Genomic DNA, 26197 nt, shown 5'->3' with positions numbered 1-26197 from the left:
GTGGCTTGAGTCACAGTAATATGACCAGTGGTCATATCAAGCCTGGGGAGGCGCGATGCCCACGGTCACCTGGTCCCGTCTCGGCGGTGAACGCCGCGCCGCGGTGGTGGCCGCGGCCGAATCCGAGTTCGCCGCGCACGGCTTCTCCGGCGGCAGCCTCAACGTCATCGCACGCCGCGCGGGCGTGGCCAAGGGCAGCCTCTTCCAGTACTTCGCCGACAAGCGGGATCTGTACGCCTACATCACCGACGTCGGCAGCCAGCGCGTGCGGACGTACATGGAAGACCAGATTCGGGAACTGGACCCGACGCGGCCGTTCTTCACCTTCCTCACCGACCTGCTCGACGTGTGGGTGGCCTACTTCGCCGAGCATCCTCGCGAGCGGGCACTGCACGCGGCGGCCAGCTTCGAGGTCGACACCGATGCCCGGGTCAGCATCCGCGCGGTCGTGCACCGCCACTACCTGGAGGTGCTGCGCCCGCTCGTGCAGGACGCGCGGCAACGCGGGGACCTGCGTCCCGACGCCGACGTCGACGCGCTGCTGTCGCTGCTGCTCATGCTGCTGCCCCATCTGGCGCTCGCCCCCTATGTGCGCGGCATGGATCCGCTCCTCGGTCTCGACGAAATCTCACCGGACCAGCCGGCCCTGGTCGTGCGCCGCTACGTCGCGGTGCTCGCCACCGCTTTTGGATCGAGCACCGCTTTCGCATCCACCACCGAACCTCAGCCCATCGCAACGCACGAAGGAGAACACGCACATGGCCCACACACCTAGGACCCGTTCGGATTCGCTGGCCGCGGGCGGCCTCAACTGGGACAGCCTGCCGCTCAAGCTCTTTGCCGGCGGCAACGCGAAATTCTGGAATCCCGCCGACATCGACTTCTCCCGCGACCGCGCGGACTGGGAGGCGCTGACCGACCTGGAGCGCGAATGGGCCACCCGGCTGTGCGCCCAGTTCATCGCCGGCGAGGAAGCGGTCACCCAGGACATCCAGCCGTTCATGGCCGCGATGCGTGCGGAGGGCCGCCTCGGCGACGAGATGTATCTGACCCAGTTCGCGTTCGAGGAGGCCAAGCACACACAGGTGTTCCGGCTCTGGCTCGACGCGGTCGGGGTCACCGACGACATGCAGGTCTTCCTCGACGACCTGCCGACCTACCGGACCATCTTCTACGAGGAACTGCCCGCCTCCCTCGACGCATTGGTCACCGACCCGTCGCCGGCCGCTCAGGTGCGTGCGTCGGTGACCTACAACCACGTCATCGAGGGCATGATGGCGCTGACGGGATACTATGCGTGGCACCGCATTTGCGTGGACAACAACATCCTGCCCGGGATGCAGGAACTCGTGCGCAGGATCGGCGACGACGAGCGACGGCACATGGCATGGGGCACGTTCACCTGCCGGCGGCACGTCGCGGCCGACGACAGCAACTGGGCGGTGTTCGAGAGCCGGATGAACGAGCTGATCCCGCTGGCGCTGAAGAACACCGACGACGCCTACGACCTCTACGACGAGGTCCCGTTCGGCCTGCAGAAGGACGAGTTCCAGGCCTACGCCGCCGACAAGGGGATGCGCCGCTTCGGCACGATCAGCAGCGCGCGCGGCCGCCCGCTGGGCGAAATCGACCTCGACTACTCGCCGCTGCAGCTCGAGGACACCTTCGCCGACGAGGACGCCAAAGCGCTGGCGGCCTCTGCCTAGACGGTCTGCCTAGAGTTCGTCGGAGAAGTCCGCGGTGATCCACCGGTCCGGGCGCACCAGGAACACCAGGCTCGGGCTGTCCTCCATCGAGGCGACGAAGGCCTTTCCGCCCTCCTCGCCGAGGTAGCGGATCGCGATGGCCTCCGCGATGTCCCGCGGTGCCGGCTCGAGGGTGTCGACGACGGTGCCCTCGACGGTCACGTACTGGTACGGCGGCTCCTCACGCTGGACCACCAGCGTGAGGGCGCCGGCCTCGCGGATGAGGCGCGCTTTGCGCGACGACGATCCGGTGTTGATACGGATCAGACTGTCGACGTAGTCGTACCAGATCGGGACGCTCGTCGGTGGCCGGCCGTCCGACGTCGCCACCGACAGCACGCCGACGTGCAGATCGGTGAGAAACTCCTGCCGCTCTTCGTCCGAGAAAGCCTTCATGGTCAGCCCCAACAGTGCCGCAGATCACTGTTATTCCCGCGGGCGCCTCACGGCCGGCGTTGCACGAACAGCGTCTGCGCGCAGGTCCCCACGAATCCGGCGTGGTCGAAGATCTCGGCGGTGGTCACGCCGATGCCGTCGGGGCCGATCGACGCCCGCGCGCGCAGCCCGAAATCGTGGCCGGCGGGCAGCCGATGCAGGTGCACGACGGTGTCGGTGTTCATGAACACGAACTGCGCGGGATCGAGCACCGCACCCGTGCCGTTCGCCGAGTCGACCACCATCGCCAGCCGTTGCAGCGGGGTGGTCGGCTCCGAATCCACGAGCGGCACAAGCGGAGTCAGCCACGCCTCGAATGCGGCGTCGGGCGCGGTGCGCTGCCTGCGCCAGCTCACCGTCTCCAGATAGCCGGTGGCGCCCTCCCATGCGTGCGTCGCGCCGGCCGTCTCGCCCTCGACCATCGGCGGATAGCGGTCGACCGCGGCGTCGGCGGTGTCGCTGGTCGCCAGCAGCCAGGCGGTCAATCGCGCGACCGTGCGGGTGGTGCCGTCGGGGCGGTCGACCACCATCTCGGCGACCATCAGTGCGATCCGGGCACCCGGGCGGTCCACCCAGGCTCTCACCTTCACCGGCGCCACCGGGATCGCGCCGAGGATGTCCAAGCTCAACCGACCGATCCGCATGCCGGTGCCGTCGGCGAGGCGCTCGACGGCCCTGGTCAGCAGCGCCAGCGGTGGCGAGCCGTGCTGGATATGCGGGTCCCAGTTGCTGCGGGTGCCGTCGGTGGAGTCGAACACGTCGAACCCGCCGTCGTCGCCACGCGAGCGGAACAGACAGTCGATCACGCCGCGGCCCCGGGGGCGTGCAGCACCGCGTCGGGATCGCCGTCATCGGGCACCTGCGGCCAGCCCGGATAGGGCGGCGGTGTGCCACCGAACGCCGGGCAGAGTGACTGGTAGGCGCACCAGTCACACAGTCGCGACGGATTGGGCCGGAAATCGCCTGTGGCGCCGGCGGATTGGATCGCCGTCCAGATGGCCATCAACGTCTTCTCGAACCGCAGGAGCTCGTCGAGTTCGGGGCTGTAGTCGAGCACCTGGCTGTCGGCGAGATAGATGAGCCGCAATCGGGTCGGCTGGACGCCACGAGAACGCAGGAGCGCCACCGCGTAGAACTTCATCTGGAACATCGCCTTGAACTCGGCCAGCGCCCGCGCCGCGGGCGGCGCCTTCCCGGTCTTGTAGTCGACCACCCGCATCTCACCGGTGGGTGCGACGTCGATGCGGTCGATGAAGCCGCGCAGCAACGTGCCGTCGGCGAGTTCGACCTCGACACGCTGTTCGCACGCCTGCGGATCGAACCGGGTCGGGTCCTCCAGTCGGTAGTAGCCCGCCAGCAGGGTCCTGGCCTCCTCGAGCAGGACGCCGCGCATCTCGGGACTGATGTCCTCGGCCAGGGCGGGTTTGTCGGCGAGCACACGCTCCCACGCCGGGGCCGCGAGCGTGAGCGCCGCCTCCGGGACCCGATCGGCGGCCGGCAGCAGGTACAGCTGCTCCAGCGCGGCATGCACCAGGGATCCGCGCACCTGCGCGGTCGACGACGGCTCGGGCAGACGATCGATCGCCCGGAAGCGGTACAGCAGCGGGCACTGCTTGAAATCGCTGGCCCGCGACGGGGACAACGCGGGCCGGCGCATCTCCCGCTCAGGCTGCTCATCCACGATGCCCACCCTAGAACCGGCCGCCGACAGATCGGGGTAACCCGGCCGTGGCCGGTGCCGCCGGGGCTGGCAGTCTGATCAGCTGTGCGCAGAACCGGTCCGTTCGACGTGGGTGACCGCGTGCAGCTCACCGACGCCAAGGGCAGGCGCTACACGATGGTGCTCAAGCCGGGCGGGGAGTTCCACACCCACCGCGGCATCATCTCGCTCGACGAGGTGGTCGGGCTGCCCGAGGGCAGCGTCATCAAATCGACCAACGGCGACCAGTTCCTGGTGCTGCGCCCGCTGCTCGTCGACTACGTGATGTCGATGCCGCGCGGTGCCCAGGTGGTCTACCCCAAGGACGCGGCACAGATCGTGCACGAGGGCGACATCTTTCCCGGCGCGCGGGTGCTCGAGGCGGGTGCGGGTTCCGGCGCGCTGACGTGTTCGCTGCTGCGTGCGGTCGGCCCCGAAGGCCGGGTGACCTCCTACGAGCTGCGGGAGGATCACGCCGAGCACGCGCTGCGCAACGTGACGACGTTCTTCGGTGCGCCGCCGGACAATTGGGAGTTGGTCACCGCCGACCTGGTCGACTACCCCGGGCCGGAGGTCGACCGGGTGGTGCTGGACATGCTCGCGCCGTGGGAGGTGCTCGGCCGCGTCGCCGAGGTGCTCGTCGCGGGTGGGGTGCTGATGATCTACGTCGCCACCGTCACGCAGCTGTCCAAAACGGTCGAGGCGCTGCGCGAACAGCAGTGCTGGACCGAACCGCGCGCCTGGGAGAGCATGCAGCGCGGCTGGCACGTCGTGGGTCTGGCCGTCCGGCCCGAGCACACGATGCGCGGCCACACCGCGTTCCTGATCAGCGCGCGCAAGCTCGCACCCGGCGCGATCGCGCCCGTTCCGCTGCGCAAGAAGCGTCCGACCGTCTAGCGCTCAGTCGTCGTCACTGCGCCGCATGCTCCGCCGGGCCGAGAGCAGCTCGACCTCCGGACGCGCCGCCACCAGACGTTCCGCGGCGTCGAGCACCGCCACCACGTGGGCGCGGTCGCCGGACACGACGGCGACTCCGATGCCGGCCCGTCGGTGCAGATCCTGCGACCCTGTCTCGGCGGCCGACACCGCGAACCGGCGGGCCAACTCGGCGATCAGGGGCCGCACCACCGAGCGCTTCTGCTTGAGCGAATGCACGTCACCGAGGAGGAGGTCGAACTCCAACCAGCCGATCCACATGCTCACCGCGGCGGCGACGGCGGTGCCGGTGGTGGCGCGGGAGACGGTGGTGGTGGCGGCGGGGGAGCAGCGGTCGTCGCGGGTGCATCGAGTGCCAGGAGCTGGTCGGCGGTCTGGCGGGTCAGCTGCCACGAGCCTGCCTGGGGCGCGAACTGCATGGGATAGGTGAACTGCGAGCCCGGCGGGTTGGCCAGTGTGATCGTCACGGTCGCGACGACATCGCCGGAACCGTTCTGGGTCCAGCCGAGGTCACGCGCCTCGAACGCCAGCGGCAGCGCGCCGTTGTCGCGCAGCGCGGCCGCAAACCGATCCAGGCCGGCGGCCTCGCTCGGGGTGCCGTTTTCGATCAGCGAGATCTTCTGCTCACCCGGCACGGCGGGATCGGACAACCGGGCCAGGACGTCGGTCAGTGCAGAGGGCTGCGGCAGCGGTGGCCCGCCCGGTGCGGGCGGCGCGGGAGCCGGGATGCCCGCCGACGGGGTGGGCGACGTCTCGACGGTCGTCGCCGCCGGAGGCGACGGCGCCGGCGCGCACCCACCCAACGCGAACGCCGCCACAATCGTGGCGGCGCCGCGGTGAAGAGGGAGACGCACCGGCGTCATCGATCGGTAAGGATCACCGTCGGCTCGAGATTCGGGCCTCGATCAGCCGAGCATTCCGGCGAGGGTGAACAGCGACGACTGCGAGAGCTGCCAGCCGGTCGGGCTGGGGCCCTGCACGAAGCTCAGCGGCATCGTCCGGCTCTCACCGGTCGGCAGCGTCGCGGTGACGTTGGCCGTCGCGACGTTGCCGTCGACGTCGACGTCGGCGACGGTCGCGGTCAGCGGCAGGTAGCCCTTCTGCACCGCGCTGTTGTACTTCGCGGAGACGCCGATTCCACCGATGCGGCCCAGGTCCTGCACGTAGGCCTGCTTGCCGGCGAACGACCCACCCGAGCCGAGGACGTTGACGGTCTGCTGCAGCGGACCGGCGAGTTCGGGCGCCGGCGCCTGCGGCGCATTGACCACGATCGGATCGGCGGCCGCCACACCGGCGCCGACTGCAATCGAGGTCACACCCACGGCCGCCGCGCCCGCGAGTGCGGCTGCTGCGGTCCCAGCGGTCACGCTGGTAAAGAGGGATTTGAGGGTCACGACGGTCCTTCCGTTCGGACAAACTGATGTAAAGAGGCTAACAGTGTTGCTGGTGTGTCGAATTCCTAGAGCACACACAATGGCTGAATCGCCGGTAGCGTTGAAGTTGTTACCGCACCAACTCCCGGTGTGGGGAAGGAGCTCAGTATGAGTGAGTCCGAGCGTTCCGGAACATCCCCCGAGAGAAGGCTGTCCGCCGAGGACGCTGCCGAGTTGGAGCAGCTCCGTCGGGAAGCGGCGATCCTGCGTGAACAACTGGACGGCGCGGTGGGCGCGCAGAGCGGCGCGCGTGCCGCACGCGACGTCCACCAGCTGGAGGCTCGCATCGATTCTCTGGCGGCCCGCAACGCCAAACTGATGGACACGCTCAAAGAGGCCCGCCAGCAGTTGCTGGCGCTGCGCGAGGAGGTCGACCGGCTCGGTCAGCCGCCCAGCGGCTACGGCGTTCTGCTGGGGGTCCAGGACGACGACACCGTCGACGTGTTCACCTCCGGCCGCAAGATGCGCCTGACGTGCTCGCCGAACATCGACACCAAGGTGCTCAAGAAGGGGCAGACGGTTCGCCTGAACGAGGCGCTCACCGTGGTCGAGGCCGGGCACTACGAGTCCGTGGGTGAGATCAGCACCCTGCGCGAGATCCTGTCCGACGGTCACCGCGCCCTCGTCGTCGGCCATGCCGACGAAGAGCGCATCGTGTGGCTGGCCGAGCCGCTCGTCGCCGCCGAGCACCTGCCCGAGGTCGAGGATCCGAGCCTCGGCGACGATCAGCCGCGCAAGCTCCGGCCGGGGGACTCGCTGCTGGTCGACACCAAGGCGGGATACGCCTTCGAGCGCATCCCCAAGGCCGAGGTCGAAGACCTCGTGCTCGAGGAGGTGCCGGACGTCAGCTACGGCGACATCGGCGGTCTCACCCGGCAGATCGAGCAGATCCGCGACGCGGTCGAGCTGCCGTTCCTGCACAAGGACCTGTACCGCGAATACGCGTTGCGGCCGCCCAAGGGTGTGCTGCTCTACGGGCCGCCCGGGTGCGGTAAGACGCTGATCGCCAAGGCGGTGGCCAACTCGCTGGCCAAGAAGATGGCCGAGCTGCGCGGTGAGGACTCGCGCGAGGCGAAGTCGTACTTCCTCAACATCAAGGGCCCCGAGCTGCTCAACAAGTTCGTCGGCGAGACCGAGCGGCACATCCGGTTGATCTTCCAGCGGGCACGCGAGAAAGCGTCCGAGGGGACGCCGGTGATCGTGTTCTTCGACGAGATGGATTCGATCTTCCGCACCCGCGGTACCGGTGTGAGCTCCGATGTGGAAACCACTGTGGTGCCGCAGCTGCTCAGCGAGATCGACGGTGTCGAGGGCTTGGAGAACGTCATCGTGATCGGTGCCTCCAACCGCGAGGACATGATCGACCCGGCGATCCTGCGGCCCGGCCGCCTGGACGTCAAGATCAAGATCGAGCGGCCCGATGCCGAGGCGGCGCAGGACATCTTCAGCAAGTACCTCACCGAGGACCTGCCGATCCACGCCGACGACCTCGCCGAGTTCACCGGCGACCGCAGGCTGACCATCAAGGCGATGATCGAGAAGGTCGTCGAGCGGATGTACGCCGAGATCGACGACAACCGGTTCCTCGAGGTCACCTACGCCAACGGCGACAAGGAAGTCATGTACTTCAAGGACTTCAACTCCGGGGCGATGATCCAGAACGTGGTGGACCGGGCGAAGAAGAACGCGATCAAGTCCGTGCTGGAGACCGGCCAGCCGGGTCTGCGCATTCAGCACCTGCTGGACTCGATCGTCGACGAATTCGCCGAGAACGAGGATCTGCCGAACACGACGAATCCCGATGACTGGGCCCGTATCTCGGGCAAGAAGGGCGAGCGGATCGTCTACATCCGCACGCTGGTCACCGGGAAGTCGTCGAGTGCCAGCCGGGCCATCGACACCGAGAGCAACCTCGGGCAGTACCTCTAACCGCGCGACACCAGCGAGTAGCTGTTGGTCAGGTCGTCCTGGAGCACCTGGGCGGCCTGACTGCTGGTGTCGACGCGCAGCTCGGTCTCCGGTGTGCGGGTGCGGAAGGTCCAGCCTTCGGGAAGTGTCAGTCGCTCCGCCAGTGCGGGCAGGTCGTCGAAGCTCAGCGCCGGGTCGACGATCTGACTCCACGTCTGCATCACCCATGTCCTGCCGTCGGCGTCGGTGAGCTCGAACACCGGTGCGCCGGCGTCGAAGACGAACACAGCGTGACGCGCGACCGTATTGGGCACGTAGGGCGCCGGATTCATCGACGACAGCGTGACGGTGGCCTGGCGATACATGTCGAGACCGCCGAAGGTGACGATCTCGCGATCCGGACCCATGTCCTTCTCGATGGCGTCCATCAACCAGTAGCGCGGCCCGTTGAGCAGAGCGGCGAGCGCCCCGTGCTCGGTGGCGATCGCTGCGGCGTCGAGCGTGTTCCACAGCTCGGGGGGACAGTCGTTGAGTGGGTAGGTGTTGTAGACGGTCGCCTGCGGACCGTCCGGTCCGGCACTGACCAGCAGCACCTCGCCATAGCGCTTGCCCCGCAATCCGGTGTTCGTCACGGGTTCGACTCCTCTCGTTGCATCGCCAGGTAGGTGTCGCGGCCGGCCAGGCTGACCGCGACGTCGGAGATCAGTGGTTCGAAGAAGCGCTGACGGTAGAGCGGGTCGACGCTGGTGCTGACGGTGAAGTACAGGCCGGAGAGCACGGCGACGAACAGCGACATGTGCACCACGGTCTGCGGTACGGGCACGTGGATGCCGAACCACGTTCCGTCGCAGGGCGGTACGCCGACGGGACAACTCTGTTCGCCCGACCACAGCACGAGCACGTCGGAGGGGACGGCGACGAAGCCCAGGGCGACGAAGAACACGAACAGGCCGGTGGTGAACAGCACCACCTGGATCGCCTGAGCGATCACCATGACCGCGACGACGTTGACCTGCTCGGCCCGCGACAGCGGTGTCGCCGCGCCGGCGGGAAGACCGGCCAGTGGGGTGTCGGCGAGCAGCGCCGCGGGATCGGACTGCCGGGTCCTGTCCTGACGCAGCGCGCCGACCTCGTCACGGATCGTGGTCACCATGAACACCAGAGCCACCGCAGCGAGGAAACCGATGGTCTGCCAGAGCCTTTCGCGGGTCATGCGGGCCGACAGCTGCCACAGTTCGCCGGTGAAGTAGACCACCACGGTGAGCATCAGCAGCGGCAGCGCCCGGCTCATCAACGTGCCGAGAGCCCCCACCTGCTCCCACGCGAACCGGAAGGCCCACAGCGTGATCGAGCCCAGGCCGATGTAGGTCAGCCATATGGTCAGCAGCGTCACCGCCACGAAAGCCGGCACCTCTGCCAGCGCCGCGGCCGACCAGCCGGACACCATGACCGGCATCACGAGGACGGCGACACCCATCACCGCCAGGGCGGTGGTCCGGCGGCCCATCCGCGCCGCGGTGGTGGACCGCTGGTGCAGGACCTCCAGCGCGAACGGCGTCGCCGCCAACACGACGGCGATGACGGCCAGCCGCAGCAAGACCGCGACGTCGGGGTTCCCGCCGGTCCATTCGGCCAGCAACAGGACTGTCGCTGTCAGCGCGCCGACCCCCGCCACCGCCGGCGCGGCGCGGGCGATCAGCGCCCGGGACCGAACCCGCCGGGTGAGCACCAGCGGCAGTCCGCGGTGCAGGAACCACTCGTGGATCGTGCGTGCCTCGACCGCCGATCCGCTCACCGGGATCCGTCCTGCGCCGACGTGCCCGCCACCGTCGCCGTGCGGTAGCGATCGCGGGCGACCAGCGTGAGCAACAGATCCTCGATCGACGGGTCGACGAACTGCCGGCGGTACTCCTTGTCGGTGACCGCGCGCGCGGACAGGTACATGAACGTCAGGGCGGTCAGGAACATCGTGAGTTGGATCAGAGCCGCGGGGATCGGCAGGGTCATGCCGAGCAGTTGCCCGTCGCGCGGACTGCCGCCGGTCAGGGCGTCCAGCAGCTCGGGGCTGATGAGGATCAGGCCGAGAACGCCGAACAGCGCGCCGGTCACCACGGCCACCGTCAGCACCTGGATGATCTGCGACAGGGCGAGCACGAACACGACATTCACCCGTTCCGGCCGCGACAACGGAACCCGCCGGGGTCGATCGGGCATCGCCTCGAACGGGGTGCCGACGAGCATCTGGGCATGCTCGGGCCGCTTGGCCTCCGGAGTCAGGATGGGGCGGACCAGGCCGAGGGTGCTGGACACCAGAAACGACGCCGCAATGGCGAACAGGAACAGCAGGGCCAGCCACAATCTGGGCCGGCTCACCGTCGAGGCCATCGTCCACACCGGGCCGTTGAAGAACACCAGCACGGTCAACAACATCACCGGCAGCGCCCGCAGCAGCAGGCTGCCCACCGATGCGAGGTTGCGCAGCGTCACGCTCGCGGCCCAGCCCAGCACCGACCCCAGTCCCGTCGCGGTGGCCAGCAGGATCACCGCGATCACCACGCCTTCGGCCACGATGTCGACGACGATTCGCGCACTCGGGCCGCCGAAGACAGCGGACAGGCCCGCCACCCCGACAGCGGCCGCCGAGACCGTTTCCCGCCGCCGGCGGTGGGCGATCCGCGACACCATGCGGCCCACGGTGACCGCCGTCGGCGCCACCAACACCACGATCACCAGGACGAACCATTCCGTGCGGGTGGGGGTGCCGTCGATGTCGATCGTGTGCTTTCCGGTCACCGCGACGATCACGATCGAGAACGCCATGCTCACCGCGAACGCGGCCAGTGCGGGGGCCGACCGGGACCACACCCCACGAACCAGCGTGCCCGGCCGCAGCACGGCGGGCAGGCCTCGGCGCAGGAACCACTCTTCTGCGGCCGAGCGCAGGTCGGCGGCGCCGGAACGGGTGATCATGATCGCTCTCATCTCACCACGCCGCCCAGCTCACCGACGGATTTGCGGACCGGGCAGCTGCGGGGCGGTCGGCGGGCACCTCTAGGCTGGACGGCATGCAACGGATCATCGGAACGGAGGTCGAGTACGGCATCTCCTCGCCGTCCGATCCGACCGCGAATCCGATCTTGACGTCCACCCAGGCGGTGCTCGCCTATGCCGCGGCCGCCGGTCTGCAACGAGCCAAGCGCACGCGCTGGGATTACGAGGTGGAATCGCCGCTGCGCGATGCCCGGGGTTTCGATCTGAGCCGCTCGTCGGGGCCGCCCCCCATCGTCGACGCCGACGAGGTCGGCGCGGCGAACATGATCCTGACCAACGGCGCCCGGCTGTACGTCGACCACGCCCATCCCGAGTACTCCGCTCCCGAGGTCACCGACCCGATGGACGCCGTCATCTGGGACAAGGCCGGCGAGCGGGTCATGGAAGCCGCGGCTCGGCACGTCGCGAGCGTGCCCGGGGCGGCGAAACTGCAGCTCTACAAGAACAACGTGGACGGCAAGGGCGCGTCGTACGGCACGCACGAGAACTACCTGATGTCGCGGCAGACGCCGTTCTCGGCCGTCATCGCCGGTCTGACCCCGTTCCTGGTGTCCCGTCAGGTGGTCACCGGCAGCGGCCGGGTCGGTATCGGTCCGTCGGGCGACGAGCCGGGCTTTCAGCTGTCTCAGCGCTCGGATTACATCGAGGTCGAGGTGGGCCTCGAGACGACGCTCAAACGCGGCATCATCAACACCCGCGACGAGCCGCACGCCGACGCCGACAAATACCGTCGTCTGCACGTCATCATCGGCGACGCGAACCTGGCCGAGACGTCCACCTACCTCAAGGTCGGCGCCACCTCTCTGGTGCTCGACGTCATCGAGGAGGGGGCGCACGTCGGCATCGACCTCAGCGACCTCGCGCTGGCCCGGCCGGTGCACGCCGTGCACGTGCTGTCCCGGGATCCGTCGCTGCGCGCGACGGTGGCGCTGGTCGACGGCCGTGAACTCACCGGCCTTGCGCTGCAGCGGATCTACCTCGACCGGGTGGCGAAGCTGGTGGACAGCAAGGACCCCGACCCGCGGGCCAACCACGTCCTCGAGACGTGGGCCCATGTGCTGGACCTGCTCGAGCGCGACCCGATGGAGTGCGCCGACCTGCTCGACTGGCCGGCGAAGCTGCGTCTGCTCGAGGGCTTCCGCAGCCGGGAGAACCTGAGCTGGAACGCTCCGCGCCTGCACCTGGTCGATCTGCAGTACTCGGATGTGCGGCTGGACAAGGGCCTGTACAACCGGCTCGTGGCGCGCGGCTCGATGCAGCGGTTGGTCACCGAGCAGCAGGTGCTCGACGCCGTGGACAACCCGCCCACCGACACCCGGGCGTACTTCCGCGGAGAGTGCCTGCGCCGGTTCGGCGCCGATATCGCCGCGGCCAGCTGGGATTCGGTGATCTTCGATCTCGGCGGCGACTCGCTTGTGCGCATCCCGACACTCGAACCGCTGCGGGGCAGCAAATCCCATGTCGGTGCGCTTCTGGACTCGGTGGACAGCGCGGTCGAGCTGGTCGAACAACTCACCACCTGACCGGGCTATCCCCGGCAATATGGCGGCTGACCGGTAGTGTGGGGGAACGGCGGACACCGACATCCCAGGGTGGCGGCACTGTCCGAACAGAGACGCAGGAGGCAGCGATGGCGCAGGAGCAGACCAAGCGCGGCGGCGGAGGCGGCGAGGACGACGACCTCACCGGCAGCACGGCTGCCGGCCAGGAGCGCCGCGAGAAGCTGACCGAGGAGACCGACGATCTGCTCGACGAGATCGACGACGTCCTGGAAGAGAACGCAGAAGACTTCGTGCGTGCATATGTGCAGAAGGGTGGACAGTGACCTGGCCGCATCGCGATCAGACCTCTGCCCACCCCGTACCAGGAGCCTTTGACGCCTTGCCCGCAGGCCTGTCGCACGGTGGCGTGAACCCGTCGTCGTTCTCCGACTTCCTGCGTCACCAGGCGCCGCATCTGCTCCCGGGCGCGGGTGGCTCGGGTGGTCAGGTGCCGGCCGCCCTGCCGACCGACGTGGTGCCGCACGGCACCACGATCGTGGCGTTGAAGTTCCCCGGCGGTGTGGTGATGGCCGGAGACCGTCGCGCCACCCAGGGCAACATGATCGCCAGCCGTGACGTGCAGAAGGTGTACATCACCGACGACTACACCGTCACCGGCATCGCGGGCACCGCGGCCATCGCCGTCGAGTTCGCCCGCCTCTACGCCGTCGAGCTCGAACACTACGAGAAGCTCGAAGGTGTCGCGCTGACGTTCCCGGGCAAAGTGAACCGGCTGGCCACCATGGTGCGTGGCAATCTGGGGGCCGCGTTGCAGGGCTTCATCGCGCTGCCGCTGCTGGCCGGCTACGACCTCGACGATCCGAACCCCGAGGCGGCCGGGCGCATCGTGTCCTTCGACGCCGCGGGCGGCCACAACCTCGAAGAGGAGGGCTACCAGTCCGTCGGCTCGGGGTCGATCTTCGCCAAGTCGTCGATGAAGAAGCTCTACTCCCAGGTGCGCGACGCCGACTCGGCGCTGCGCGTGGCGATCGAGGCGCTCTACGACGCCGCCGACGACGATTCGGCCACCGGTGGCCCCGATCTGGTACGGGGCATCTTCCCGACCGCAGTCGTCATCACGGCAGACGGCGCGGTCGAGGTGACCGAGCAGCAGATCGCCGGGGTGGCCCGGGAGATCATCGACAACCGTTCGCGGGCAGACACTTTCGGGCCCGACGCTGAACCTGTCCGGGGTGACGAGCTGTGAGCTTCCCGTATTTCATCTCGCCCGAGCAGGCGATGCGCGAGCGTTCCGAGCTCGCCCGCAAAGGCATCGCCCGGGGCCGCAGTGTGATCGCGCTGGCCTACGCCGACGGCGTGCTGTTCGTCGCGGAGAATCCGTCGCGCTCACTGCAGAAGGTCAGCGAACTCTACGACCGCGTCGGCTTCGCCGCCGTGGGCCGTTTCAACGAGTTCAACAATCTGCGCAGTGGCGGTATCCGCTTCGCCGACACCCAGGGCTATGCCTACTCGCGGCGCGACGTCACCGGCCGCCAGCTGGCCAACGTCTACGCCCAGACTCTCGGGACCATCTTCACCGAGCAGGCCAAACCGTACGAGGTGGAGCTGTGCGTGGCCGAGGTGGCCCACTACGGCGAGACCAAACCGCCGGAGCTGTATCGGATCACCTATGACGGATCGATCGCCGACGAGCCGCATTTCGTGGTGATGGGCGGGACGACCGAGCCGATCTCGACAGCGCTGACCGAGTCGTACCAGGAGAACCTGAGCCTGGGCGAGGCCGTGTCCATCGCGGTGACCGCGCTGGGCGCCGGCGGCAACGGCAGCGAGCCGCGCACACTGGGCCCGAGCACCCTCGAGGTCGCCGTGCTCGACGCCAACCGACCGCGGCGGGCGTTCCGCCGCATCACCGGCGCCGCGCTCGAGGCGCTTCTGCCCGCCACGGATACGGCGGCTGCCGACAGCACCGGAGGCTGACCTCCTTCCCGTTCTCCGCGCGCATGGTGTCCTGACTGGGTAGTGTCCCCGCTGGCGACGTCGAGACACCAGGCGAGGAGGCCGCAGCGGCATGGACGGTCAACCCGACCTCTGTATCGGTGGTGCATGGCGGCACGCCTCCGACGGCGGCACCCGCGACATCGTCGACCCCGCCGACGGCAGTGTCGCCGCGGTGGTCGACGAAGCCACCCCTGACGACGCGGTGGCCGCCGTTGCGGCGGCCCGCGCCACTTTCGACGACGGATCCTGGCGTGCCACTCCGGCATCCGAGCGGTCCGAGCTGCTGCACCGGGTCGCGGAACTGTTGCAGCGCGACAAAGAAGACCTCGCGCTGCTGGAGACACGTGACACCGGAAAGACGTTGGCGGAGAGTCGCATCGACATCGACGACGTCACCTCGGTGTTCCGGTATTACGCGCGGTTGATCGGTGTCGAGACCGGTACGCTCGTCGACGTCGGGGACCCGACGGTGATCAGTCGGGTGGTCGCCGAACCGATCGGCGTGTGCGTGCTCATCGCGCCGTGGAACTATCCGCTGCTGCAGATGTCGTGGAAGGTGGCTCCGGCGTTGGCGGCCGGCTGCACCATGGTCGCCAAACCCAGCGAAGTCACCCCGTTGAGCACCATCGCGTTCGTCCATCTGCTCGACGAGGCGGGCGTGCCGCCGGGTGTGGTGAACCTGGTTCAGGGTAGCGGTGCAACGTTGGGCGCCGCACTCACCGACAATCCGGACGTCGACTTCATCTCGTTCACCGGCGGCCTGTCGACCGGGCGCACCATCGCCGCGACCGCCGCCGCGCACGTCACCAAGGTGGCCCTCGAACTCGGCGGTAAGAACCCCCACATCGTGTTCGCCGACGTCCGCGACAGCGGGGACTGGGACGCCGCCGTCGACCACGTCCTCACCGGGGTGTTCCTGCACTCCGGACAGGTGTGTTCGGCGGGCACCCGGGTGATCCTCGAGGAGTCCATCGCCGACGACTTCGTCGCCGCGCTAGCCGAACGAGCGGCCACGATTCGCGTCGGCAACGGGCTCGACCCCGCCAGTGAGACCGGGCCCCTGGTCTCCGAACAGCATCGCGCCAAGGTCGAAAGCTATGTGGCGCTGGGAATCTCAGAAGGAGCGAAGCTGGTGTGCGGCGGGTCGCGGCCCACCGACCCCGCCCTGGCGAACGGGTTCTTCTATCTGCCGACGATCTTCGACCGCTGCGACCGGTCCATGCGCATCGTCGCCGAGGAGACGTTCGGGCCGATCCTGACCGTGGAGCGCTTCACAGGCGAGGACGAGGCGATCGCGCTGGGCAACGACACGCGGTACGGGCTGGCCGCCGGTGTCCGCACGTCGGATTCGGCTCGGGGCGAACGCGTGGTACGCGCGCTGCGGCACGGCACCGTGTGGCTCAACGACTTCGGCTACTACACCGCCGGCGCGGAGTGGGGCGGGTTCGGAGCCTCCGGTAACGGACGCGAACTCGGACCCACCGGGCTGGCCGAATACCAAGAGCTCAAACACATCTGGCACAACACGGCGCCCGCCCCCGCGGGCTGGTTCACGAACCCCGTCCGCTAGCAGAAGGGCACTCTCATGGTGATCAAACAGCCTCACCCCGACAGCGGCATGGAGGACTTCGGCTACAAGGAGTCCCTGGACCGCAGCATCGGGAAGTTCGCCAGCTTCGCGGCGGGTGTCAGCTACATCTCGATCCTGACCGGGACGTTCCAGCTGTTCTACTTCGGGTTCGGTACGGGCGGGCCCGCGTACCTGTGGTCCTGGCCGATGGTGTTCGTCGGCCAGATGGCCGTCGCGCTGTGCTTCATGGAGCTGGCGGCGAAGTACCCCGTCGCGGGCTCGGTCTACAACTGGAGCAAAAAGCTCGGAAGCCGGCTGGTCGGCTGGACGTCGGGATGGCTGATGCTGACCGCATCCATCGTCACGATCTCCGCAGTGGTGCTCGCGTATCAACTGAACCTGCCGCGGCTGTGGAGCGGATTCCAGATCATCGGCGACGGCACCGGCACCTACGACTTCGCCACCAACGCCGTCGTTCTCGGCACCGTGCTCATCGTGTTCACCACGCTTGTCAATGCACTCGGCGTCAGGCTGATGTCGATGATCAACAGCGCCGGGGTGTTCATCGAGCTGATCGCGGCCGTGCTGATCGTGATCATCCTCGCGATCAACGTCAAGCGCGGGCCCGACGTCTTCTTCTCCACCAACGGTTACGGCGCGGGGGAGAGCTTCGGCTACCTCGGCGCCTTCTTCATCGCGTCGCTGGCCTCGCTCTACGTGATGTACGGCTTCGACACCGCGAGCTCACTGGGAGAGGAGACCGTGGAACCGCGAAAGACCGCGCCCAAGGCCATCTTCCGCGCGATCCTCGCCTCATTCGTGATCGGCGGCGGCATCCTGGTGTTCGCGGTGATGTCCGCCCCGGACCTGAACGACCCCCAGATCGGCGAGAGCAGCGGCGGCCTGCAGTACATCGTCGAGCAGGTGATGTGGGGCCCGCTGGGCAAGGTGTTCCTCGTCTGCATCGTGGTGGCGGTGACGGTGTGCACCCTGGCCGTGCACACCGCGGCGATCCGGCTGTCGTTCGCGATGGCGCGGGACAACGCGTTGCCGTTCGGGGAGAAGCTGGCCACGGTGAACCCGAAGACGCAGACCCCGATCGTGCCGGCCGTGACGATCGGCGTCATCGCCGCGATCATCCTGGCGATCAACATCAGTCAGCCCAAGATCTTCACCGTGCTGACCTCGATCGCGATCATCATGATCTACCTGGCGTACCTGATGGTCACCGCCCCGATGCTGAAGAAGCGCTTCCAGGGGCAGTGGCCGCCTGCCGATCTGAAAGAGGGCGGCTACTTCACGATGGGCAAGTGGGGCCTGCCCGTGAACATCTTCGCGGTCCTGTGGGGGGCGAGCATGGCACTCAACCTGGCGTGGCCACGCGTGGCCGTGTACGGCGACCCCTGGTACAACACCTGGGGTGCGTTCGTCTACATCGGTGTGATCGTCGGCTCGGGTCTGTTGTGGTACGCGCTCAAGGGGCGCAACCACATCGGCACGCTGAAGTCCCACGCCGCCGAGAGCGTGGCGGAGGCGCGCGCCGATGGCTGAGACGGGCGTGTTCGACTATGTCATCGCCGGGGGTGGCACCGCGGGCTGTGTGCTCGCCGCCCGGTTGTCCGAGGACCCCGCTGTCACCGTGTGTCTGATCGAGGCGGGACCGTCGGACGTCGGCGACGACAAGATCCTGGTGCTCTCGGAGTGGATGCACCTGCTGGACTCCGGGTACGACTGGGACTACCCGGTCGAACCCCAGGAGCGGGGCAACTCCTTCATGCGGCACGCCCGCGCCAGGGTGCTCGGCGGGTGTTCCTCGCACAACTCGTGCATCGCCTTCCATCCGCCGGCCGAGGCGCTCGACGAGTGGGCCGCGCTGGGGGCGACGGGCTGGAGCGCGGCCGAGGTGCTCCCACTGGTCGACCGGCTCACCCAGACGGTGACGCTGCGCGACGTTCCACCCGACGATCCCTGCGGCGCAGCGGTTCTCGAGGCCGCGGCGATGGTCGGGCTGCCCACGGTGTCGTTCAACCGGGGCGAGACGGTGCGCAACGGCGCCGGCTGGTTCCAGATCAACGCCGGTGATGACGGCATCCGGAACTCCACCTCGCACGCGTTCCTGCACCCCATTCTGGGCACGCGCACGAACCTGGAGGTCCGGACCGACACCTGGGTGTCGGAGATCTTGTTCGACGACGCGCTACGGGCGACCGGGGTGCGCTACCAGCGGCCGGATCTGACCGGCTACGACACCGTCGCGGCCCGCCGTGAGGTGATCGTCACCGCCGGCGCCATCGACACCCCGAAGTTGTTGATGCTCTCCGGGATCGGGCCGACGGCGCATCTGCGCGAGATCGGCATCGACGTCCGCGTCGACTCGCCGGGAGTGGGCGCCAACCTCGACGACCACGTCGAGGGCCTGGTGTTCTGGGAGGCCGCCCAGCCGATGGTGACCACCTCGACGCAGTGGTGGGAGATCGGGCTGTTCACCACGATCGACGAGGGCGTGCGCCAACCCGACCTGATGATGCACTACGGCAGCGTGCCGTTCGACATGAACACGCTGCGCCGCGGCTACCCGACCACCGACAACGGGTTCTGCTTGACGCCCAACGTGACTCAGGGCCACTCGCGGGGCACGGTCCGACTGAGCACCCGCGATTTCCGCGACCGTCCCCGCGTCGACCCTCGCTACTTCACCGATCCGGACGGCTACGACGACCGGATCATGCTCGCCGGGGTGAAGCTGGCCCGCCGGATCGCCGAACAGTCGCCGCTGGCGCCCTGGGTGGCGCGAGAGCTCGCGCCCGGGCCCGACGCGACGACCGACGACGAGCTGCTCGACTACATCCATCAGTGCCACAACACCGTCTACCACCCGGCCGCGACCGCGCGGATGGGTGCGGCGTCGGATCCGATGGCGGTGCTCGACCCTGCGCTGAGAGTCAAGGGCGTCACGGGCCTGCGCGTGGTGGACGCGTCGGCGATGCCGAAACTGCCTGCGGTGAACCCGAACATCACGGTGATGACGATGGCGGAGAAGTGTGCCGACCTCATCCGAGCCGGCTGAGCACGCGGGGCTGCCCCGGTTCCTGGCCGAGCACACCCCGTTCCAGGCGGCGACCGACGACGAGCTGAGAGCGCTGGCGCAGGGCGCTGCGATCGAGGCGTTTCCGGCCGACGTCGTCGTGGCCGACTACGCCTCCCGCGTACCCGACGCCGTGTGGATGGTGCGCGACGGGCTCGTCACGCTGCGTGGCAGTGGGGACGGCGCGTTGATCGATGTCGTCGGACCGGGCGGCATCTTCGGCTACCTGCCTCTGCTCAGCGGTGCCGGAATGGACTTCCAGGCGAGGACGTCCACACCCAGCACGTTGATCAGGCTGCCCGGCACCCTGGTGCAGCAGCAGTTCGCCAAGCCGACCGGGCTGGCATTTCTCGCCGCGTCGGGATGGAACCGCGCTGCCGAGCGGGCGACCATCGCGCCGGCCACCGACGCCCGGCCGGTGTCGGAGTTGGTCCACGGCGAGGTCCTGCTGGTCGCACCGGACGAGACGGTGCGCGATGTGGTGACCGAGATGACCGAGCACCACGTGTCCTACGCGCTGATCCGGTTGCCTGACGGGGGTCTGGGGATTTTCACCGACCGCGATCTGCGGACCCGGGTGGTGGCGGCGGGCCGGTCCGTCGACGTGCCCATCGCGTCGGTGATGAGCGCACCTGCGCGCACCGTCACCGCGGATCTGACGGCCGACAGCGTACTGATGGAGATGCTGGAGTGCGGGCTCCGGCACATGCCTGTGCTGACGCCGCGAGGGGAGGTGCTCGGCGTCCTCGAAGACGCCGACCTGCTGGCGGCGTCGGCGCGCCAGAGTTTCCTGCTTCGCCGCTCGATCGCGCAGGCCGACGACGCCGCCACGCTGCGCGAGGTGGGCCGGCAGGTCACCGGTACCGCTGTCGATCTGTTCCGCAACGGCACCAAGGCGGTGGCCACGAGCGCGATCCTGTCGGTCGTCGTGGACAGCCTCGTGCGTCGCGCCGTGGAAATCGTTGTGGCGCACGCGGACGATCCGCCGCCGGACGGCTTCGCCTGGCTCACGCTGGGTAGTGTCGCGCGCCGCGAAGCGATGCCGTCCTCGGACGTCGACAGCGCGGTGTCGTGGCGCGACGGCCTCGGGGCGGACGCCGGCCGGTTCCGGCAGATCGCCGCCGACGTCCACGAGCTGCTCGCGCAGGCAGGTCTGCCGACCGATCGCAACGGCGCCACCGGCGACAAGCCGAAATTCTCACGCTCCGAATCGGAGTGGCGCACCGCCGCGCAGGGCTGGCTGACCGAACCGCTGCAGGGGCGGGGGTTGATGTTCTCCTCGCTGCTGATCGACGGCCGCGTCGTCTGGGGTGATCCGGGGTTGCACACGGTGCCGTCGGCCTACCACCGCATCCGCGAGCAGTACCCGGAGGCGTTGCGCCTGCAGTTGCTCGACGCGCTGTCTGGCCGGATGCGTACCCGCTCGCTGCGCGACGTGTTGTCGCGGCGCGGAGGCACGTTCGACCTCAAGAACCACGCGGTGACCCCGATCGTGAACCTTGCACGCTGGGGCGGTCTGGTGGCGGGGGTGACGTCGGCGGCGACGCCCACCCGGCTCGCCGCGGCCGCGCAGGCCGGCGCGCTGACCGACCGGGACGCCGGCACGCTGACCGAGGTGTTCACGATGCTGCAGCGCATGCGAATGGCACATCAGGTCCAACAGATCAGCGCCGGCCACGCGCCCGGAGACATCGTCGCGTCCTCGGAACTATCGCCGCTGGATCGCAGTCAACTCGGTGACGGCCTGCGCGAGATCGCCGCCGTGCGACGCCGTGTCGGCACCGTCGGGTTGTCGGGCCGGTAGCGGGTCAGGTCCAGTAGAGCGCGCGCGCAGACGGCAAGGTCGTGGCGAGCTCGCTGTCGAACCATGAATGCAGTTCTGCCATGGTCTCTTTCGGGTAGACGTACTTGGCCGCGCCGAACTTGCCGTACTTGCGGGTGCGCACGGATTCGTCCATCTCCAGCTTGGTGCGGGGATACCACGACGTCAGCACGTCCTTGCTGGCCGCGGTGAACCGGTGGGTGATGCACTCGACGGTCAGATCCAGATCGGCGATCTCGGCGGTCGCGTCCGCCACCGACCGCATCAGCGCCCCGTAGGAGTTGCGCCAGTCCGGGATCGGCATGATCGGCGCGATCGTGAGGCCCACCGGATAGCCCGCGGTGGCGAGCTGGGCCAGCGCCGCCACCCGCCGTGGGAGCCTTGCCGTCCCGCCCTCGAAGCGGCCCGCGACCTCCTGGGCGTTGACCGACACCCGCACCCTGGTGCGCCCCCGGTGGGGCAGATCGAGCAGCGGGGCGACGTTGTCGTACTTGGTGGTGAAGCGCAGGCCCACCGGTGCGGCCCAGTCATGGGTGCCGACGTGGCTGATGGCCGCCGACAGCGAGCCGGTCAGGTGTTCGAGCGCCAGGGGATCGGTGTAGCAGGACGCCTCGAACGTGGTTCCTTCCTCGGCGCGCGCCGAGACCGACGTGACGGTGCCGCGGCCCACGTGCTCGTCCATACCGGCCAGGATGTCGGGCAGGTTGGCGTACACCCGCGTGATCGGCGGTCCGCTCAGGGAGCCGGCGAGATAGCAGTACTGGCAGTGCCCGGGACACCCTTGCGCCAGGTCCATGCGCCAGTCCGCACTGGGTGGGATCGGCTGCATGAGGCGTTTCGACGGCGGTGCCACGACGACCGCCAACGTCTGTTTGGCCGATGAGTAGGTGGACCGGTCGTCGTCGCCGCGCAGCGAAGGCAGCCGATCGCCGGCGAGCAGTTCGATGGTGGCCACACCGGCGGCCTCGCACCGGCTGATGATCTCGGCGCCGTGGGGCAGTTCTGCTGCTGATCTCGTGACCAGGACACGCTGCGGAGTCCACAAGACCGGGGGATGGGTGATCGTCATCGCCCGTGGTGCAACAGGAGTGATCTTGTCCTGATTCCTCCAGCTCAGTCTCCGGTGATGACCGCGAGGATGGTGCGCCATGCATCCGAGGGCCGGTTCAGCATGCCGCTGTGGGCGCCGAAGCCCGCCACCGGGCTGCCGTCGTCGTACCGGCCGGCGGCCAGCGGGATCACCCCGGGCATCTCGTCGGGGTCCGCGCCGTGCGGACCGCCCGGAATGCCCTGCACCGCCTCGATGAAGTCGCCCGGTGCTGTCATCGAGAACCGCACGACGTCGGGGTTGCGGTTGTGCCAATCGGACGGGTCGTCGACCCCGACCCCGGCGCCGGCCGCGGCCAGGAACAGGGTGCGGTCCGACGTCATGCCCATCGTCTCGGCCGTGCCGACGATCGAGCCGCCGTAGGAATGTCCGATGACCGTCACGGGCACACCGGGGGCGACCGATCGGTCGACGTCCTCGGTGAACGCGACCAGGCGCGGTGCCATGGCCAGCGCCTTGTCCGGGTCGGCCGCGTCGAGCAGCACGGCCAGCGGGTTGTGCACCTGGGGGAACGGGCCACCGAGGTAGGTGATCACGGCGGCCTCCCCACCTGAGCCCGTCACGAATCGGCGGGCCGTCGCGGTGTTGGCCGCCGAGCCCTCGATCGTGGTGTTGACCCCGGGCACCAGCACGGCGACGCTGCGCGCCGAGGTCAGGTCGCCGTGCAGTTCGATCAGCGACGCGCGGGCGGGGTCGAAGCCGATGATCTGTCGCCGGATGCGATCACCGGCATGGTTCGGATCGTCGACCTCGGCGAGCAGATCCCGGTAGAGGGTGAGCCGGCGCCGGGAACCGTCGTCGTCGCCCGATTCGGCGAGGATCGCCTCGGCGATGTTGACCCGGTTCGCGGCGATCCGCAGCGACCAGGGCACGCCGTCGGTGTTGCCCACCTCGCGGGGGAACTCGGCGGCCAGTCGGTCGCGCTGCTCGGCGGTCATCGCCGCGATCTGCGCCGCGATCGCGTCCTGCCCCATCCGCGGCCACTCATTCACCGCGCCGACGGGCACGTTCGCCGCCGGGCCGCCCGCGGCCTCGGGCTTCATCGCCGCCGTGATGTCGGCGGCGGCGTCCTCGTCGGCGGTGCCCAGCCGCCGAAGGCCCGCGATGATCTCCGCCTGCAGATGGGCCGCGCGCACCTCGAGCATCTCGGCGGCCGCTGCAGCGTTGCCGCCGGCCAGCAGGACCAGTGTCGGGTCGGCGACGCCGGTGTGGGTCACCGATCCGTCGTCGGCGACGACGAAGCCGTCGCGTCGGGCCGTGTCCACGATGTCGAGCAGATCGCCTCTGACCGTGGCGATCTGGCTGCCGCCATCGCCGGCAGCCACCGACGCCGCGATCATCGCCCGCGACCGGGCGGCGGCCCTCGCGGCGAGCTCGCGCGCGCGGTCCGCGGCAGCGTCGGCCGAGCGGCCCGTCCAGTACTCGCGGCCTGCCTCGGTCAGTGCTGCGACGTCATCGGCGGCGTCGTCGAGGCGACGCGCGGTCGCATCCCAGCGCTGGGCGAGGTCGGCCAGCGCCTCGGGCCGCCACGTCTGCGCCTGCGGCACCGTCAGCGGCGTCACCCGCCCACCCGGTCGGCGGCGTCCCGGTCTGCCCGCTCGAATGCCTCGGCCGACCGGCGCGCGGCCAGCGCCCACCCCCGCAGCCCGGCGACCATGTCGTCGAACTCGTCGGCGAGCGCCGGGGTGGCCGTCACGGCGGCGACGGCCGAACCGGGCAGGGCGGCGGCATCGAGGACGGGGCACCGGAGCTCCTCGATGTCGTCGGCGATCCCGGCGATGCGATCGGCCAGCTGGATCAGGCGCTCGACATCGACCCGCGTGATTTCCCCCATGGCTCATGCTGGCATCCGAACGCCGCCGCACCGGGGGTTATCCACAGGCGTCTTGGGCGTGGGCGCCCACGCATGCGGCGACCAGCTTGTAGTCTCGATGAGGTGCAGCGACGGATCATGGGCATCGAGACCGAATTCGGCGTGACCTGCACCTTTCACGGGCATCGCCGGCTCAGCCCGGACGAGGTCGCCCGCTACCTGTTCCGGCGGGTGGTGTCGTGGGGCCGCAGCAGCAACGTCTTCCTCCGCAATGGCGCACGCCTGTATCTGGACGTGGGCAGCCATCCCGAATACGCGACCGCCGAATGTGACAACCTCACCCAGCTCGTCACCCACGACCGCGCCGGCGAGCGGGTGCTCGAGGATCTGCTCATCGACGCCGAGCAACGCCTGGCCGACGAGGGCATCGGCGGGGACATCTACCTGTTCAAGAACAACACCGACTCGGCGGGCAACTCCTACGGCTGCCACGAAAATTATCTGATCGTCCGTGCCGGCGAGTTCTCGCGGATCTCCGACGTGCTGCTGCCGTTCCTCGTCACCCGCCAGCTGATCTGCGGCGCCGGCAAGGTGCTGCAGACGCCCAAGGCGGCGACGTTCTGCCTGTCGCAGCGCGCCGAGCACATCTGGGAGGGCGTCTCGAGCGCCACCACCCGCTCGCGCCCGATCATCAACACCCGCGACGAGCCGCACGCCGACGCCGAGAAGTACCGGCGCCTGCACGTCATCGTCGGCGACTCCAACATGTGCGAGGCCACCACGATGCTCAAGGTGGGCTCGGCGTCGCTGGTGCTGGAGATGATCGAGGCCGGCGTCGCGTTCCGGGACTTCTCGCTGGACAACCCCATTCGGGCGATCCGCGAGGTCAGCCACGACCTGACCGGCCGCCGGCCCGTGCGGCTGGCCGGGGGCAGGCAGGCCAGCGCCTTGGACATCCAGCGCGAGTACTACGCACGCGCCGTCGAGTATCTGCAGACCCGCGAACCCAACACCCAGATCGAGCAGGTCGTCGATCTGTGGGGGCGCCAGCTCGACGCGGTCGAGAGCCAGGACTTCGCCAAGGTCGACACCGAGATCGACTGGGTGATCAAGCGCAAGCTGTTCCAGCGCTACCAGGATCGCTACAACATGGATCTGTCCGACGCCAAGATCAGCCAGCTCGATCTCGCCTACCACGACATCAAGCGGGGCCGCGGCGTCTTCGACCTGCTGCAGCGCAAGGGCCTGGCCACTCGGATCACCACCGACGAGGAGATCGAGGCCGCGGTCAACACCCCGCCGCAGACCACCCGGGCCAAGCTGCGCGGCGAATTCATCAGTGCCGCACAGGAAGCCGGTCGCGACTTCACGGTCGACTGGGTGCACCTCAAGCTCAACGATCAGGCCCAGCGCACGGTGCTGTGCAAGGACCCGTTCCGGTCGGTGGACGAGCGGGTCAAACGGCTCATCGCGTCGATGTAGTTGATGACCCGGTGAGTTGGTGCACCGAGACCGCGTAGTCGCCGTCGTCGAACGGCGCCCGCTCCCACGTCGCCCAGCGGTGCAGGAGCGTCAGGCCCGCTGACGCCGCGATGTCGTCGTACCGCTGCAGCGAGAGCCTGCCGTCGAGCAGCTGGAAGCCCGCCACGAGCAGGCCGCCGGAGGTGAGCCGGCTCGTGAGCTGCGAGACGACCGTCGGTTCGGTGCCCTGGTCGAGGAAGATCATCACGTTGCCCGCCAGCACCGCTACGTCGAACTCGCCGGCAACCACCGTCGCGGTGTCGACGAGATCGGCCTGCACCCACCGCAGATCGGGGGCCTTGTCCCGCGCGACCGCCAGCATCGCGGGATCGGCGTCGACACCGACGACGGAGAAGCCACGCCCGGCGAGCTCGATCGCGACCCGCCCGGTGCCGCAGCCGGCGTCCAGGACCCGGGTGCCACCCGAGGCGCGCAGCAGCGATTCCACCAGGTCCGCTTCGCCGTGCACGCTCTCACCGGCCTCTGCCAGCTGCGCCCACCGCGCGTCGTAGTCGGCGCCGCGAGGTCGGTCGGAGGACTGCCAGCGGCTGCTCATCGGCCCATGCTGCCA

26 protein-coding genes are annotated in these 26197 nt (G+C 68.9%); 13 read left to right on the top strand and 13 right to left on the bottom strand.

Going from position 1 to position 26197, the window contains the following annotated elements:
• The first annotated feature begins 55 nt into the window (after positions 1–55).
• Positions 56–775: a TetR/AcrR family transcriptional regulator gene (locus ACXYX3_RS15095; RefSeq protein ID WP_458608086.1), complete on the top strand. Its 720-nt coding sequence runs from the start codon at positions 56–58 to the stop codon at positions 773–775.
• A complete protein-coding gene (locus ACXYX3_RS15090; protein ID WP_458608085.1) occupies positions 759–1706 on the top strand; it encodes a R2-like ligand-binding oxidase in 948 nt (315 codons plus the stop codon). Before ACXYX3_RS15095 ends, ACXYX3_RS15090 begins: the two co-directional genes overlap by 17 nt.
• A gap of 9 nt (positions 1707–1715) precedes the next feature.
• Here the strand turns inward: ACXYX3_RS15090 and ACXYX3_RS15085 are convergent, their stop codons facing one another.
• From ACXYX3_RS15085 to ACXYX3_RS15075, 3 genes are read right to left on the bottom strand one after another with little or no spacing between them, the layout of a single operon-like run.
• The gene (locus ACXYX3_RS15085; RefSeq protein WP_458608084.1) at positions 1716–2141 is read right to left on the bottom strand and encodes a pyridoxamine 5'-phosphate oxidase family protein; all 426 of its coding nucleotides are present in this window, start codon (positions 2139–2141) and stop codon (positions 1716–1718) included.
• Between the two features lie 47 nt (positions 2142–2188).
• A complete protein-coding gene (locus ACXYX3_RS15080; RefSeq protein ID WP_458608083.1) occupies positions 2189–2986 on the bottom strand; it encodes a thioesterase family protein in 798 nt (265 codons plus the stop codon).
• Positions 2983–3837 carry a RecB family exonuclease gene (locus ACXYX3_RS15075; protein WP_458612100.1) on the bottom strand — a complete coding sequence of 285 codons (855 nt, stop codon included), beginning with the start codon at positions 3835–3837 and terminating at the stop codon, positions 2983–2985. Before ACXYX3_RS15075 ends, ACXYX3_RS15080 begins: the two co-directional genes overlap by 4 nt.
• Positions 3838–3945: 108 nt before the next feature.
• On the opposite strand from ACXYX3_RS15075, the gene ACXYX3_RS15070 reads away from it, so the two are divergent.
• Positions 3946–4776, top strand: a complete 831-nt coding sequence (locus tag ACXYX3_RS15070; protein ID WP_241206086.1) for a tRNA (adenine-N1)-methyltransferase — start codon at positions 3946–3948, stop codon at positions 4774–4776.
• Positions 4777–4779: 3 nt separating this feature from the next.
• Here ACXYX3_RS15070 and ACXYX3_RS15065 read toward each other — a convergent pair whose 3' ends face one another.
• Genes ACXYX3_RS15065 through ACXYX3_RS15055 form a run of 3 tightly spaced genes read right to left on the bottom strand, consistent with a single transcriptional unit; the run spans position 4780 to position 6209 of the window.
• Positions 4780–5076, bottom strand: coding sequence for a DUF503 domain-containing protein (locus tag ACXYX3_RS15065; protein ID WP_458612099.1), 297 nt, complete (start codon positions 5074–5076; stop codon positions 4780–4782).
• A 2-nt stretch (positions 5077–5078) separates the two neighbouring features.
• Positions 5079–5669 carry a lipoprotein LppK gene (gene lppK, locus ACXYX3_RS15060; RefSeq protein ID WP_472853169.1) on the bottom strand — a complete coding sequence of 197 codons (591 nt, stop codon included), beginning with the start codon at positions 5667–5669 and terminating at the stop codon, positions 5079–5081.
• 51 nt (positions 5670–5720) lie between these two features.
• On the bottom strand, positions 5721–6209 hold the full coding sequence (locus ACXYX3_RS15055) for an MTB12 family secreted protein (RefSeq protein ID WP_458608081.1): 489 nt from the start codon (positions 6207–6209) through the stop codon (positions 5721–5723).
• Positions 6210–6356: 147 nt separating this feature from the next.
• Here ACXYX3_RS15055 and arc point away from each other — a divergent pair, with 147 nt between their 5' ends.
• Positions 6357–8177 carry a proteasome ATPase gene (gene arc / locus ACXYX3_RS15050; RefSeq protein ID WP_241206089.1) on the top strand — a complete coding sequence of 607 codons (1821 nt, stop codon included), beginning with the start codon at positions 6357–6359 and terminating at the stop codon, positions 8175–8177.
• Here arc and ACXYX3_RS15045 read toward each other — a convergent pair.
• The 3 genes from ACXYX3_RS15045 to ACXYX3_RS15035 are packed head-to-tail and all read right to left on the bottom strand — an operon-like array spanning position 8174 to position 11126.
• A complete protein-coding gene (locus ACXYX3_RS15045) occupies positions 8174–8788 on the bottom strand; it encodes a hypothetical protein (protein WP_458608080.1) in 615 nt (204 codons plus the stop codon). The genes arc and ACXYX3_RS15045 overlap by 4 nt on opposite strands.
• Positions 8785–9957: a hypothetical protein gene (locus tag ACXYX3_RS15040; protein ID WP_458612098.1), complete on the bottom strand. Its 1173-nt coding sequence runs from the start codon at positions 9955–9957 to the stop codon at positions 8785–8787. The genes ACXYX3_RS15045 and ACXYX3_RS15040 overlap by 4 nt, the downstream gene beginning before the upstream one ends.
• The gene (locus tag ACXYX3_RS15035; RefSeq protein WP_458608079.1) at positions 9948–11126 is read right to left on the bottom strand and encodes a hypothetical protein; all 1179 of its coding nucleotides are present in this window, start codon (positions 11124–11126) and stop codon (positions 9948–9950) included. The genes ACXYX3_RS15040 and ACXYX3_RS15035 overlap by 10 nt, the downstream gene beginning before the upstream one ends.
• Before the next feature lie 95 nt (positions 11127–11221).
• Between ACXYX3_RS15035 and dop the strand changes: the two genes are divergently transcribed.
• The 8 genes from dop to ACXYX3_RS14995 all read left to right on the top strand — a co-directional run bounded on the left by dop (position 11222) and on the right by ACXYX3_RS14995 (position 21166).
• On the top strand, positions 11222–12730 hold the full coding sequence (gene dop, locus ACXYX3_RS15030; RefSeq protein ID WP_458608078.1) for a depupylase/deamidase Dop: 1509 nt from the start codon (positions 11222–11224) through the stop codon (positions 12728–12730).
• 107 nt (positions 12731–12837) lie between these two features.
• Positions 12838–13032 carry a ubiquitin-like protein Pup gene (locus ACXYX3_RS15025; RefSeq protein ID WP_046365221.1) on the top strand — a complete coding sequence of 65 codons (195 nt, stop codon included), beginning with the start codon at positions 12838–12840 and terminating at the stop codon, positions 13030–13032.
• Positions 13029–13955 carry a proteasome subunit beta gene (gene prcB / locus ACXYX3_RS15020; protein ID WP_458608077.1) on the top strand — a complete coding sequence of 309 codons (927 nt, stop codon included), beginning with the start codon at positions 13029–13031 and terminating at the stop codon, positions 13953–13955. The genes ACXYX3_RS15025 and prcB overlap by 4 nt, the downstream gene beginning before the upstream one ends.
• Positions 13952–14686 carry a proteasome subunit alpha gene (gene prcA / locus ACXYX3_RS15015; RefSeq protein ID WP_458608076.1) on the top strand — a complete coding sequence of 245 codons (735 nt, stop codon included), beginning with the start codon at positions 13952–13954 and terminating at the stop codon, positions 14684–14686. The genes prcB and prcA overlap by 4 nt, the downstream gene beginning before the upstream one ends.
• Positions 14687–14777: 91 nt before the next feature.
• Positions 14778–16277, top strand: a complete 1500-nt coding sequence (locus ACXYX3_RS15010; RefSeq protein WP_458608075.1) for an aldehyde dehydrogenase family protein — start codon at positions 14778–14780, stop codon at positions 16275–16277.
• 15 nt (positions 16278–16292) lie between these two features.
• The gene (locus tag ACXYX3_RS15005; protein ID WP_458608074.1) at positions 16293–17828 is read left to right on the top strand and encodes an APC family permease; all 1536 of its coding nucleotides are present in this window, start codon (positions 16293–16295) and stop codon (positions 17826–17828) included.
• On the top strand, positions 17821–19344 hold the full coding sequence (locus ACXYX3_RS15000; RefSeq protein WP_458608073.1) for a GMC family oxidoreductase: 1524 nt from the start codon (positions 17821–17823) through the stop codon (positions 19342–19344). Before ACXYX3_RS15005 ends, ACXYX3_RS15000 begins: the two co-directional genes overlap by 8 nt.
• The gene (locus ACXYX3_RS14995; RefSeq protein WP_458608072.1) at positions 19319–21166 is read left to right on the top strand and encodes a putative nucleotidyltransferase substrate binding domain-containing protein; all 1848 of its coding nucleotides are present in this window, start codon (positions 19319–19321) and stop codon (positions 21164–21166) included. The genes ACXYX3_RS15000 and ACXYX3_RS14995 overlap by 26 nt, the downstream gene beginning before the upstream one ends.
• Positions 21167–21170: 4 nt before the next feature.
• On the opposite strand, the gene ACXYX3_RS14990 is transcribed toward ACXYX3_RS14995, so the two are convergent.
• Genes ACXYX3_RS14990 through ACXYX3_RS14980 form a run of 3 tightly spaced genes read right to left on the bottom strand, consistent with a single transcriptional unit; the run spans position 21171 to position 24126 of the window.
• Complete coding sequence (locus ACXYX3_RS14990) at positions 21171–22253, bottom strand: spore photoproduct lyase family protein (protein WP_458608071.1); 1083 nt, start codon at positions 22251–22253, stop codon at positions 21171–21173.
• A 44-nt stretch (positions 22254–22297) separates the two neighbouring features.
• A complete protein-coding gene (locus ACXYX3_RS14985) occupies positions 22298–23854 on the bottom strand; it encodes an alpha/beta hydrolase (protein WP_458608070.1) in 1557 nt (518 codons plus the stop codon).
• A complete protein-coding gene (locus tag ACXYX3_RS14980) occupies positions 23851–24126 on the bottom strand; it encodes a DUF7162 family protein (RefSeq protein ID WP_458608069.1) in 276 nt (91 codons plus the stop codon). Before ACXYX3_RS14980 ends, ACXYX3_RS14985 begins: the two co-directional genes overlap by 4 nt.
• A 102-nt stretch (positions 24127–24228) precedes the next feature.
• Here ACXYX3_RS14980 and pafA point away from each other — a divergent pair, with 102 nt between their 5' ends.
• Positions 24229–25587, top strand: coding sequence for a Pup--protein ligase (gene pafA / locus ACXYX3_RS14975; RefSeq protein WP_458608068.1), 1359 nt, complete (start codon positions 24229–24231; stop codon positions 25585–25587).
• Here the strand turns inward: pafA and ACXYX3_RS14970 are convergent.
• Positions 25571–26182 carry a class I SAM-dependent DNA methyltransferase gene (locus ACXYX3_RS14970; RefSeq protein WP_458608067.1) on the bottom strand — a complete coding sequence of 204 codons (612 nt, stop codon included), beginning with the start codon at positions 26180–26182 and terminating at the stop codon, positions 25571–25573. The two genes, pafA and ACXYX3_RS14970, sit on opposite strands and share 17 nt — an antisense overlap.
• Positions 26183–26197: the final 15 nt, after the last annotated feature.

The sequence above is a fragment of the Mycobacterium sp. Panama NTM2 genome, assembly GCF_054355555.1.
This window is presented reverse-complemented; position numbering and strand designations above follow the sequence as displayed.

Coding starts and splice junctions, on each gene's coding strand:
- ACXYX3_RS14990 (WP_458608071.1), bottom strand. CDS start 22,253: ATGACGATCACCCATCCCCCGGTCTTGTGGACTCCGCAGCGTGTCCTG.
- ACXYX3_RS15090 (WP_458608085.1), top strand. CDS start 759: ATGGCCCACACACCTAGGACCCGTTCGGATTCGCTGGCCGCGGGCGGC.
- ACXYX3_RS14970 (WP_458608067.1), bottom strand. CDS start 26,182: ATGAGCAGCCGCTGGCAGTCCTCCGACCGACCTCGCGGCGCCGACTAC.
- ACXYX3_RS15095 (WP_458608086.1), top strand. CDS start 56: ATGCCCACGGTCACCTGGTCCCGTCTCGGCGGTGAACGCCGCGCCGCG.
- ACXYX3_RS15085 (WP_458608084.1), bottom strand. CDS start 2,141: ATGAAGGCTTTCTCGGACGAAGAGCGGCAGGAGTTTCTCACCGATCTG.
- arc (WP_241206089.1), top strand. CDS start 6,357: ATGAGTGAGTCCGAGCGTTCCGGAACATCCCCCGAGAGAAGGCTGTCC.
- ACXYX3_RS15010 (WP_458608075.1), top strand. CDS start 14,778: ATGGACGGTCAACCCGACCTCTGTATCGGTGGTGCATGGCGGCACGCC.
- dop (WP_458608078.1), top strand. CDS start 11,222: ATGCAACGGATCATCGGAACGGAGGTCGAGTACGGCATCTCCTCGCCG.
- ACXYX3_RS15025 (WP_046365221.1), top strand. CDS start 12,838: ATGGCGCAGGAGCAGACCAAGCGCGGCGGCGGAGGCGGCGAGGACGAC.
- ACXYX3_RS15035 (WP_458608079.1), bottom strand. CDS start 11,126: ATGATCACCCGTTCCGGCGCCGCCGACCTGCGCTCGGCCGCAGAAGAG.
- ACXYX3_RS15065 (WP_458612099.1), bottom strand. CDS start 5,076: ATGTGGATCGGCTGGTTGGAGTTCGACCTCCTCCTCGGTGACGTGCAT.
- ACXYX3_RS15000 (WP_458608073.1), top strand. CDS start 17,821: ATGGCTGAGACGGGCGTGTTCGACTATGTCATCGCCGGGGGTGGCACC.
- ACXYX3_RS15005 (WP_458608074.1), top strand. CDS start 16,293: ATGGTGATCAAACAGCCTCACCCCGACAGCGGCATGGAGGACTTCGGC.
- ACXYX3_RS14980 (WP_458608069.1), bottom strand. CDS start 24,126: ATGGGGGAAATCACGCGGGTCGATGTCGAGCGCCTGATCCAGCTGGCC.
- ACXYX3_RS15075 (WP_458612100.1), bottom strand. CDS start 3,837: ATGCGCCGGCCCGCGTTGTCCCCGTCGCGGGCCAGCGATTTCAAGCAG.